We start from the raw sequence: 10,109 nt of genomic DNA, 5'->3' as shown, positions 1-10,109 counted from the left end.
AGTGGGCACCTTCCCACGGAGAGAAAGTGCCCACTCGACGTTGCGGTGTGGAGCCGGTGGCGGAGCGCCGGTATGCCGCGTCGCTCAGTTGGCCTTGACGGCGAGGACCGGGCAGGCGGCGTCGAGGAGCAGGCGCTGCGCCGTCGAGCCGAGGAGCAGCTTGCCGACCGGGCTGCGGTGCCGGATGCCGATGACGAGCATCCGCGGGTGCTCGCGTTCGATGACCTCGAGGATCTGGTCGGCCGAGTCGGTGCCGTGCTCGATGCGCCGCACCTCGTGCTCGACCCCCGACTCCGCGAGGTCGGCGTCGAGCCGGTCGAGATCGGAGCCGTCGGCGCGATGGGCGTCGACGAGCTTGTCGTCACGAGACATGTTGATCACGAGGACCTGCTCCGTGTGCGCCTTGGCCTCCGCGATCGCGGCGGCGAGGGCGGCCTCGCCCTGGGGGGTCGGGATGTAGCCGACGAGGATCGTCATGCCATGACCTCCGTCGTGGCCGGCGTGCTGGAGCCCGGTCCGCCGTCCTGGCCGGGACCGCGGCCACCACGGCGACCGACGAACCTGCCGATCAGCGGCCAGAGCAGCACGACCGCGATGACGGCGTAGCAGACCCACGCGACAGGGCCGCCGACAAGACCGCTGAGATCGCCGCCCGAGAGCTGGAGCGAGCGCCGCCCCTGCAGCTCGGCCAGCGGGCCGAGGATGACGCCGATGATGAGCGGCAGCACCGGCAGCCCGAAGCGGCGCAGCGCGAAGCCGACCATGCCCAGCGCGAGCAGGAGGAACAGGTCGAACGGCTGGGCGTTGACGGCATACGCCCCCATGGAGGCGAAGAAGAGGATGCCGGCGTAGAGGTAGGGACGCGGGATCTGCAGCAGCTTGGCCCAGGCCGGGGCGAGCGGCAGGTTGAGGAGCAGCAGCATCGTGTTGCCGACGAAGAGGCTCGCGACCAGGGTCCACACCAGGACCGGCTGCTTCTCCATGAGCAGCGGGCCGGGCTCGAGGCCCCAGCCCTGCAGGGCGGCGAGCATGATCGCGGCGGTCGCGTTGGTGGGCAGGCCGAGCGCGAGCATCGGCACGAGCGTGCCGGCCGCGGACGCGTTGTTGGCGGCCTCGGGGCCGGCGACGCCCTCGATGGCGCCCTTGCCGAACTCCTCAGGACGCTTCGCGAGCTTGCGCTCGGTCATGTACGACAGGAAGGTCGGGATCTCGGCGCCGCCCGCGGGCAGGGCGCCGAAGGGGAAGCCGAACGCGGTGCCGCGCAGCCACGGCTTCCAGGAGCGGCCCCAGTCGTCGCGGCCCATCCACGGACGGCCGACGGGGATGACGCCGGCAGCCTTGCGCCGCAGGTGCGCCGCGACCCAGAGGGCCTCGCCGACGGCGAAGATGCCGACCGCGACCACGACGACGTCGATGCCGTCGGCGAGCTGCGCGGTCCCGAAGGTCAGGCGCTGCTGGCCGGTCACCTTGTCGATGCCGATGACGCCGATGGCGAGGCCGACGAGCAGGGCGGCAAAGCCGCGGATCCGCGAGCTGCCGAGCACCGCGCTGGCGCCGGCGAAGGCGAGCAGCATGATCGCGAAGTACTCGGGGGCGCCGAGGCTCACCGCGAACTTGACGACCTGCGGCATGACGAGGGCCAGGAGCAGGGTGCCGATGGTGCCGGCGATGAACGAGCCGATGGCCGCCGTCGCTAGCGCCTGCGACGCCCGGCCGGCCTTGGCCATCTTGTTGCCCTCGATCGCGGTCACGACCGAGGAGGACTCACCGGGGGTGTTGAGCAGGATCGAGGTCGTCGACCCGCCGTACATGCCGCCGTAGAAGATGCCGGCGAACATGATCAGGGCCTGGGTCGGCTCGAGGCCGTAGGTGATCGGCAGCAGCAGCGCGACGGTCATGGCCGGGCCGATGCCCGGGAGAACGCCGACGGCGGTGCCGATGGTGACGCCGATGAGCGCGAAGAGCAGATTCATCGGGGTCAGGACGTGCCCGAACCCGTCGATGAGGTTGGCGAAGTTGTCCATCAGAGGATCCCTTGCAGCACGCCGGCGGGCAGGTTGACGTCGAGCCCGATGGCGAAGGCGTAGAAGGTGGCGAGCGCGAGGCCGAGGCCGAACAGCAGGCCGCGCACGTGGTGGCGGTTGCCGAGGGCGAAGGCCGAGCCGGCGAAGAGGATGGTGCCGCTGATCACCCAGCCGAGCGGCTCGATGAGCACGGCGTTGAGAATGAAGAAGCCGGCCAGCAGGGCCAGTGTCTTCCAGTCGGAGCCGGTCGAGAGGTCGACGTCCTCGCCCTCCTCGGCGGCGCCGACGCCGCCGCGGAAGACGTCGACGGCATAGAGCACCGCGGTCACGAGCAGCAGGACGCCGAGGATGATCGGCACGGGACGGGGGCCCACCGGGTCGTTGCTGCTCGTCGCGTGCCCGATGCGGGCGGCGTCGGTGAGCAGCAGGACCCCGAGGACCGCGAGGCCCGCGCACAGGAAGTACTGTGCGCGGTCCCCGCGGGACTTCGTGGCGTCGGGGGTGTGGTCCGACATGGTCAGCCAGCCAGCCCGAGGGTGGTGAGGATCTCGGCGACCGAGGCGTCCTGCTCCTTGAGGAAGGTGCCGAACTGCTCGCCGGTGACGAAGGCGTCGGTCCAGCCGCGCTTGGTCATCTCGTCCTTCCAGCCCTGCGAGTCGTGCATCTTCGTCAGCGCCTCGATCCAGGTGGCCTTGTCGGCGTCGGAGATGCCGGGAGGGGCCACGATGCCGCGCCAGTTGGTGAAGACGAGGTCGATGCCGGACTCCTTGAGGGTCGGCACGTCGGGCAGCGCGTCGATGCGCTTCTCGCTCGTGACGGCGAGGACCTTCACCTGGCCGGCCTTGACCTGGTCGAGGAACTCACCGAAGCCGCTGGAGCCGAAGGAGATCTTGTTGCCGATGAGGGCCGGGAGCAGCTCGCCGCCGCCGTCGAAGCCGATATAGCTGACGGCCTTGGGGTCTATGCCGACCGCCTTGGCCAGCTGCATCGGGAGCAGGTGGTCGGGGCCGCCCGGGGAGGAGCCGCCACCGACGTTGACCTTCTTCGGGTCCTTCTTCCACGCCGCGACGAGGGCCTTGACGTCCTGGTAGGGCGAGTCCTTGGGCACGACGATCGCGCCGGCCTCCTCGATCAGCTTGGCGATCGGGGTGGTGTCGTTGAGGGTGGCCTGGCTCTTCTGCGTGTAGGCCGCGCCGACGACGCCCAGGCCCATCTGCATGGCGAGCTTGCCGTTGCCCTTCTCGTTGACGGTGCGCTGCAGGCCGACGGTGCCGCCGGCGCCGGGCAGGTTGAAGACCTGGATGGCGCTGGTGATCTTGGCGGCCTCCATGACCTTCGCCGCGGTGCGGGCGGTCGTGTCGTAGCCGCCGCCGGGGGCGTTGGGGACCATGATCTGCAGGTTGTTGGCGGGGGACCCGCCGGCGGCGCCCGTGGACGCCTCGTCCTTCTTGGCGGTCGCGCCGCAGGCCGAGAGGGCCAGGGTCGTGACGCCGACGGTGACACCGAGCAGGACGGACCTGCGGGCGGGAGTGCGCGTGCTCATCGTTGAGGTCTCTTTCGCGTTCTGTGGCTGGAACGGCATGATCGTGACCTGCGCCGCGACGCCGTGTCGCCCTTGTGTCAGCAATGAAGGTTGAGTTCGTTTTGGTCACGCACAGACCGGGCCGCTTCGGTCGCCTCTCCCTCGCCGGGCAGCTGCTCGTCGTGCAGATGGTCATCCTGCTCCTCGTGCTCGTGACCGTCGCGCTCGTGTCGCTGGCGCAGTCGGAGTCGACGTTCACGCGTACCGAGGGCCGTCGCCTGTCGGCGATCGCGGAGCAGCTCGCGAGCACGCCGATCGTACGGACCGAGATGGGTCCCGGCGGAATCGTCAACGTCCTGCCGGCCGTCGTGCAGTCGGTCGTCACCCAGTACGGCGTCACGTCGGTGACGATCGCCGACGCCGACGAGGTCGCGCGGGTCTCGTCGGACCCGACGATCGACAAGACCCGCATCCCGCTCGGTGCCCCGGCGGTCGGGGACGGGGCGAGCTGGACGGGCGTCATGGACGTGCTGGGCGAGCGGATGCTCGTCGCGCAGAGCCCGTTGCTCTACACGCCGGCCAGCTCGTCGGAGGCCGCGCCGCTGCCGGTCGGCGCGCAGCTGGGCACCGTCATGGTCGCGGTGCGTATGCCGTCTGCCCTCGACCGCGTCCAGGGGGCGTCCTCGTACCTGCCGACCTACCTCGGCATCGCCCTGGTGCTCGGCGGCGTGGGCTCGTGGCTGCTGGCCAGACGGATCAAGCGGCAGACCCTGGGGCTCGAGCCGGCGGAGATCACGGGCCTGGCGGAGAGCCGCGAGGCGATGCTCTTCGGGCTGGCCGAGGGCGTCGTCGCGCTCGACACGAACGAGCGGATCACTCTGGTGAACAACGTCGCCCACCGCCTGCTCGACCTGCCGGACCACGCGGTGGGCATGCGTCTGGACGACCTGCCGCTCGGGCCGCGCCTGCGGGACGTGCTGCGTGGCGTGACGGACGAGACCGAGGCTGGAGGGCCGCCGCGCGACCAGGTGGTCCTCCGTCGCGGACGGGTGCTCGTGATGAACCGCATGGAGGTCAGCAAGGACGGGCGCCCCCTCGGGTCGGTGACGACCCTGCGCGACCGCACCGAGCTCGCCGACCTCGAGCGCGAGATCGGCTCCTTCCGCAGCACGACGGAGCTGCTGCGGGCGCAGGCGCACGAGTTCGCCAACCAGCTGCACACGATCTCGGGCCTGATCCAGCTCGGGGAGTACGACGAGGTCGTCGGCTACGTCGACTCGGTCAGTGAGCACCGGGCCCAGCTCGACCTCGCGGTGGCACGCCGGATCCGCGACACGGCGGTGACGGCGCTCGTCATGGCGAAGGCGGCGCAGGCCACGGAGCGCCGGGTCGAGCTGCGGGTCTCGGACGACACGTCGCTGGGCCGGATCGGCCCCCGCGACTCGGCCGACGTGGCGGCCGTCATCGGCAACCTCGTCGACAACGCCATCGACGCGGCCGCCTCCTCCGCCGATCCCGACAAGTGGGTCGAACTGACGATCCGGCAGGATGCGAGCTCGCTCGAGGTGGGCGTCGTCGACTCGGGTCCTGGCATCGCGCCGGAGGTGGTCACGGAGGTCTTCACCCACGGCTATACGACCAAGGCAGCGCGAGCGGGGGAGCGGGGCATCGGGTTGGCGTTGACACGGCTGATCTGCCAACGTCGGGGCGGCGAGGTGGAGGTTGAGAACACCCCGACGGGTGCGAAGTTCGTCGCCCGCCTCACCGTGGAGGCCACCGTCGAAGCCGCGGTCGAGGCCGCCGGCCGTGCAGAGGAGAAGCGATGATCCGGGTGCTCGTCGTCGACGACGACTTCATGGTGGCCCGCATCCATCGCGGCTTCGTCGAGCGGGTCGACGGATTCGAGGTGGTCGGCTCCGCGCAGTCGGGCGACGAGGCGGTGGCCCTGGTCGGCTCGCTGCAGCCGGACCTCGTGCTGCTCGACCTCTACCTGCCCGACGCCTTCGGGCTCGACATCGTCACGCGGCTGCGCGCGGCCGGGGAGACCTGCGACGTCCTCGTCATCACGGCCGCGAAGGAGGCGGACGCGGTGCGCGGGGCGGTGCGCCAGGGCGTCGTCGGCTACCTCCTCAAGCCCTTTGCCTTCGGCGACCTCGAGCAACGGCTCAAGACGTATGCCGCCGAGCGGGCTCGCGCGCTCAGCGACGACCTGACGCAGGCGGAGATCGACGCGGCCTTCACGTCGCAGCCAGTGGGGCGCACCCCGGTCGCCACCTTGCCGAAGGGCCTCAGCTCGGAGACCGCCGAGGCGGTGGAGAGGTCGCTGCGGGAGTCGTCGCAGACGCTTTCTGCGACGGAATGTGCTGAGGCTGTGGGCATCTCACGAGTCAGCGCCCGCCGCTACCTCGAGCACTTCGTGTCGTCGGGCCGCGCCGAGGTGACGTTGCGCTACGGCTCCACGGGCCGTCCCGAGCGCCGTTACCGCCGGCTCTGAACCCACCCCGGCCCAACGTCGAGTTGGCTTCTCCCTCCGCCAGGTCGCGGGAGAAAGTGCCCACTCGACGCGAAGAGGTGGTGGTCCCGCGACTGTGTCGGGCACCCTCGGGGGTCAGCCCAGGTGGGCGGCGTCGATCGCCGACTGCAGGCTCTGCTGGTAGGCCTCGCTCGTGTAAGTCGCACCGCTGACGACGTCGATCTGGGCGGACTGCGCGGCGAGCGCCTCCTGGCGCAGGGTGGGCGCGGCACCGGCGCTGATCGCCACCGACGTGCCGCTGCTGTCCGTCAGGTGGGTCGCGTGGACGTTGGTGATCTTCTTGCCGGTGAAGCTGACCCGCACCTGGACGGAGCCGTACTGCGTGTCGACCACGCCGCCCTCGACCGTGCCGGACCGAGGTGCCGGCGCCTTCGACGCGGCCGTGGAGCGGGACGCCCTGGAGCCGGACGAAGTCGCGTCGCCGGACGGCGCCGGCGGTGCGGCGGCACCAGAACCCCCCGACTTGGCCGACGAGACGACGTGGGCCCCGCTGACGGCGGCGTGCTTCGGCACCAGGCCCGTCGCCCAGGAGGCAGCCAGGGTGACGAGGCCGGCCAGGCCGACGGCGACGCTCGTTGCCTTCCTCACCAGGAGAACCTCTCGTCGTGGATGTGGCCCTTCGGGATGCCGCCCTCGAGCAGGCTCCGGTGGACGAGGTCCATCCAGGCGCCAGGACCGCATACGTACGCCTCGTGCTGACGCAGGTTGGGCACCAGGTCGGCCAGGCGCTTGGCGTCCGGCGCGTGCCCGCCCGCAGGGAGCCAGGACCCCAGGACCGGGGGCCCCACGAGCAGGAGCAGGCGGTGGCCGCCGACTGCGCTCAGGTGCTCGAGCTCGTCGCGCAGCGCGAGCTGCGACTCGTCATTGGCGCGGTAGACGACGGTGACGTCGCCGGGGCCGGCGTGGCCGAGGCGGACGAGCTCCTCGAGGATCGAGCGCACCGGTGTGACGCCGATGCCCGCAGCGAGCAGCAGCACGCGTCGGCGCACCCGATGGCGGGCGGTGAAGGCGCCGTAGGGCCCTTCGAAGAGGACACGGGTGCCCGGCTCGAGGTGTGCGAGGCGGCTGGAGTGGTCGCCGAGCTCGCGGACGGTGATGCGCAGGGTGCGGCCGTCAGGCGCGCTGGAGAGCGACCAGGGGTGGGCGGTGGCGAGCAGGCGGGGGCTGACGAAGCGCCAGTTGAGGTACTGCCCGGCGCGGATCGGCAGGCGGTCGAGGCGGCGTCCGGTCATCCAGACCGACCACACGCCGGGGGCCTCCTCGACGACGTCGGTGACGCGCAGCCCGTGGCGCAGGCTGCGGATGACAGGTACGAGCAGGCGCCACCAGAGGACGCTGGCCGCCACGAGGACGAAGAGGGTCCACCAGTAGGTGCGCACCCAGGGAGTGGCGGTGAAGTCGGAGCCCATCGACAGCTCGTGCGGCACGGCGAGGATGACGGCGGCATACGAGGTCAGGTGCACGAGGTGCCACCACTCGTACGACAGGCTTCGCCGCACGATGCTGACCGACGTGACGGCGACGACGACGAGCAGGGTCGTGGCGGTGAACGCGAAGAGCAGGTCGCTGCCGCCGGTGAGGAGCCGGAAGGACTCCACGACGGGGGCCAGAGGACCGTGCAGCTCGTCGCGTGCGGCGTAGCCGAGGACGATGGCGCCGACGTGGACGAGCACGATGGGCACGGTGATGCGGCCGAGGATGCGGTGGGCCTTGAGGGCGCGGTCCATCCCGTAGACGCGGTCGATCCACGGCACGCGCGCGGCGAGGAGCAGCTGGATGAGGAGCAGGTCCATCGCGACGAGGCCGGTGATCCGGCCGACGGCGATGAGCATGGTGCTCGACGTGCTGGCCGTGAGGTCGTGGCTGCCGCCGGCGAGCAGGAACTGGGCGGTCACGGCGAGCAGGCTTGCGATGGCGAGCGTCTCGAGGAGGTCGCCCGTGCGCGCCTGCCACCGCCGGAAGTTCGCCCCGGCGCGCAGGGCGCGACGGACCCGGCTGGGGGTGCCGCGGTGTGGTGCGATGGTGCTCACACCACCTAGGGTCGCGAGTCGATCTCAGAAAGTTATGAGACGCGGCAGAGAGGGTGCATCCATGACCGTTCCGTCGCTGCGCCCTCGGCTGCTGCTCGTCGAGGATGACCCCGACCTCTCGCAGATGCTCGCTGAGCTGCTCGACGAGGAGGGGTATGCCGTCACGGCTGTTCGCGACGGACAGGCGGGCTTGCACCGTGGGCTCGTCGACAACTGGGACCTGCTCGTCGTGGACCGCGGGCTGCCCGGGATCGAAGGTGTCGACCTCGTGACGCGGCTGCGCTCGCAGGGGCTACGCGCGCCAGTGCTCTTCCTGACGGCGCGGGGATTCGTCGCCGACCGCGTCGAGGGGCTCGACGCGGGGGCCCAGGACTACGTCGTCAAGCCGTTCGACGTCGAGGAGGTGCTCGCCCGGTTGCGGGCGCTGCTGCGGCCCGTGGGCGGCGCCTCCAACGAGCTGGTGGTGGGGGAGCGGCGGCTCGTCGTCGGCGAGCAGCGGCTGGTCGGTGGCGACGGGGAAGTCATGCTCTCGGGTCGCGAGGCGCGACTGCTCGAGACGCTGGCGCGCCGGCCGACGCGGGTGTTCACGCGCGACGAGCTGCTCGACACGGCATTCGACCACGCGGACACGCTCGGCGCGGTGGACACCTACGTCTACTACCTACGCCGCAAGCTGGGGAAGTCGGTCATCGAGACGGTCCACGGTGTCGGTTACCGGCTCGGGGCGTCCTGATGAGGCTTGGGCGGTCGAAAGGGTTCATGGCAGAGAAGGATCCGCTCTCTCGGGCGTCGCGGTCGGTGGCCCTGCGGGTGGGGGCGACGACGGCGCTCGTCGTGCTGCTCGCGATCATCGGCACGGCCGTGCTCTTCGACCGGCAGCAGGTGGCGGAGATCCGCGGCCGCACGGAGACGACCGCGAGGACGGCGGACGACGTCGTCGATGCCCCACCCGGTCTGTGGCTCGGCAAGCTGAGCGAGTCGGGGCACGAGGTGACGCGGTCGATGCCCCCGGACCTCGCCGCGCAGGTGGCTGCGACGAGCCCGGACCTGACCGGGGAGACGGCGTACTCGGCGGACGGACGGATGTGGCCGGCGTGGGTGGACCGGCGCGAGGACGGCGTGGGCTATGTCGCGGTCTACGACATCCGCCTGCACAGCGGCGAGGAGCAGCGGCTGCTCATGTCGACGGCCGCGGCGGGGGTCGTAGGCGTGCTGCTCGCCGCGCTGACGGGCCTGCTCGCGGGGCGCCGGGCCGTGCAGCCGCTCGGCGAGGCGATGGAGCTGCAGCGGCAGTTCGTCGCGGACGCCTCCCACGAGCTGCGCACGCCACTGGCCGTCATCAGCACCCGCGCCCAGCTGCTGCGGCGGCACCTCGCCGTGGATGCCGCGTCCGCGCCTGGTGACCCGGCGGCCGAGCGCCGGGTGGCGGAGGTCGACCAGCTTGTCCACGACACCCAGGCCATGGCGGACGTCCTCTCGGATCTGCTGCTGTCGGCCCAGCTCGAGCACGTGGACGAGGTGGCCGAGCGGGTGGACCTCGCCGCGCTCGCCTCCGAGGTGGTGACGTCGCTGACGCCGTATGCCGCCGAGCGCGGAGTGACGCTCGTCGACGAGCGCTGCTGTGCCGATGATGGCTCTGCGGTGCAGGGGGTGAGGCCGAGCCTGCGGCGGTCCGTGCTCGCACTCGTCGACAACGCAATCGCCCACTCCGAGAATGGGAGCCGCATCGAGGTGCGCTCGTCCGCTGGTGACGGTGTTGTGAGCGTCGATGTCGTCGACCACGGCGGCGGGATCGACGTCGAGGACGTCGAGCGGCTGACCCGTCGCTTCTCCCGGGGGGACGGGGAGTCGGGCGGCCGGCGGGTCGGGCTCGGGCTGGCGCTCGTGACGCAGATCGTCCGGTCGCACGGCGGTCGGCTCGAGGTGAGCGAGACGCCCGGCGGGGGAGCGACGTTCACGCTGCTCATCCCGGCTGCTGACCAGCCCGACTAACCGCCCGA

General features: G+C 71.4%; 10 protein-coding genes. 4 read left to right on the top strand and 6 right to left on the bottom strand.

Annotated elements, in window-relative coordinates; translation table 11 throughout:
- Positions 1 to 84: 84 nt before the first annotated feature.
- From AC3WRT_RS18865 to AC3WRT_RS18850, 4 genes are read right to left on the bottom strand one after another with little or no spacing between them, the layout of a single operon-like run.
- Positions 85 to 477: a universal stress protein gene (locus tag AC3WRT_RS18865; RefSeq protein ID WP_492724657.1), complete on the bottom strand. Its 393-nt coding sequence runs from the start codon at positions 475 to 477 to the stop codon at positions 85 to 87.
- Entirely contained in the window at positions 474 to 2,024 is a 1,551-nt protein-coding gene (locus AC3WRT_RS18860; protein WP_492724656.1) for a tripartite tricarboxylate transporter permease, read from the bottom strand. Before AC3WRT_RS18860 ends, AC3WRT_RS18865 begins: the two co-directional genes overlap by 4 nt.
- Positions 2,024 to 2,539 (bottom strand): tripartite tricarboxylate transporter TctB family protein, encoded by a 516-nt coding sequence (locus AC3WRT_RS18855; protein WP_492724654.1) that lies wholly within the window; start codon positions 2,537 to 2,539, stop codon positions 2,024 to 2,026. The genes AC3WRT_RS18860 and AC3WRT_RS18855 overlap by 1 nt, the downstream gene beginning before the upstream one ends.
- Before the next feature lie 2 nt (positions 2,540 to 2,541).
- Positions 2,542 to 3,567, bottom strand: coding sequence for a Bug family tripartite tricarboxylate transporter substrate binding protein (locus tag AC3WRT_RS18850; protein ID WP_492724652.1), 1,026 nt, complete (start codon positions 3,565 to 3,567; stop codon positions 2,542 to 2,544).
- Positions 3,568 to 3,668: 101 nt separating this feature from the next.
- Between AC3WRT_RS18850 and AC3WRT_RS18845 the strand changes: the two genes are divergently transcribed.
- Together AC3WRT_RS18845 and AC3WRT_RS18840 are read left to right on the top strand one after the other, a co-directional pair.
- Positions 3,669 to 5,372, top strand: a complete 1,704-nt coding sequence (locus AC3WRT_RS18845; RefSeq protein ID WP_492724650.1) for a sensor histidine kinase — start codon at positions 3,669 to 3,671, stop codon at positions 5,370 to 5,372.
- A complete protein-coding gene (locus AC3WRT_RS18840) occupies positions 5,369 to 6,040 on the top strand; it encodes a response regulator (RefSeq protein WP_492724648.1) in 672 nt (223 codons plus the stop codon). The genes AC3WRT_RS18845 and AC3WRT_RS18840 overlap by 4 nt, the downstream gene beginning before the upstream one ends.
- A 114-nt stretch (positions 6,041 to 6,154) precedes the next feature.
- Here AC3WRT_RS18840 and AC3WRT_RS18835 read toward each other — a convergent pair whose 3' ends face one another.
- Positions 6,155 to 6,667, bottom strand: coding sequence for an FMN-binding protein (locus tag AC3WRT_RS18835; protein WP_492724646.1), 513 nt, complete (start codon positions 6,665 to 6,667; stop codon positions 6,155 to 6,157).
- Entirely contained in the window at positions 6,664 to 8,109 is a 1,446-nt protein-coding gene (locus AC3WRT_RS18830; protein ID WP_492724644.1) for a ferredoxin reductase family protein, read from the bottom strand. Before AC3WRT_RS18830 ends, AC3WRT_RS18835 begins: the two co-directional genes overlap by 4 nt.
- A gap of 61 nt (positions 8,110 to 8,170) precedes the next feature.
- On the opposite strand from AC3WRT_RS18830, the gene AC3WRT_RS18825 reads away from it, so the two are divergent.
- Both AC3WRT_RS18825 and AC3WRT_RS18820 read left to right on the top strand, forming a co-directional pair.
- A complete protein-coding gene (locus AC3WRT_RS18825; RefSeq protein ID WP_492724643.1) occupies positions 8,171 to 8,842 on the top strand; it encodes a response regulator transcription factor in 672 nt (223 codons plus the stop codon).
- Between the two features lie 26 nt (positions 8,843 to 8,868).
- Positions 8,869 to 10,101, top strand: a complete 1,233-nt coding sequence (locus AC3WRT_RS18820) for a sensor histidine kinase (protein WP_492724641.1) — start codon at positions 8,869 to 8,871, stop codon at positions 10,099 to 10,101.
- Positions 10,102 to 10,109 lie beyond the last annotated feature (8 nt).

The sequence above is a fragment of the Terrabacter sp. FW104-15G4B genome, assembly GCF_058790095.1.
Note: the sequence above shows the minus strand (reverse complement) of the source record. Positions and strands in the feature narration are given on the sequence as shown.

What these genes read in the sequence shown, in the direction of transcription:
- AC3WRT_RS18825 (WP_492724643.1), top strand. Translation starts at nt 8,171, where the DNA reads ATGACCGTTCCGTCGCTGCGCCCTCGGCTGCTGCTCGTCGAGGATGAC.
- AC3WRT_RS18860 (WP_492724656.1), bottom strand. Translation starts at nt 2,024, where the DNA reads ATGGACAACTTCGCCAACCTCATCGACGGGTTCGGGCACGTCCTGACC.
- AC3WRT_RS18820 (WP_492724641.1), top strand. Translation starts at nt 8,869, where the DNA reads ATGGCAGAGAAGGATCCGCTCTCTCGGGCGTCGCGGTCGGTGGCCCTG.
- AC3WRT_RS18855 (WP_492724654.1), bottom strand. Translation starts at nt 2,539, where the DNA reads ATGTCGGACCACACCCCCGACGCCACGAAGTCCCGCGGGGACCGCGCA.
- AC3WRT_RS18850 (WP_492724652.1), bottom strand. Translation starts at nt 3,567, where the DNA reads ATGAGCACGCGCACTCCCGCCCGCAGGTCCGTCCTGCTCGGTGTCACC.
- AC3WRT_RS18865 (WP_492724657.1), bottom strand. Translation starts at nt 477, where the DNA reads ATGACGATCCTCGTCGGCTACATCCCGACCCCCCAGGGCGAGGCCGCC.
- AC3WRT_RS18840 (WP_492724648.1), top strand. Translation starts at nt 5,369, where the DNA reads ATGATCCGGGTGCTCGTCGTCGACGACGACTTCATGGTGGCCCGCATC.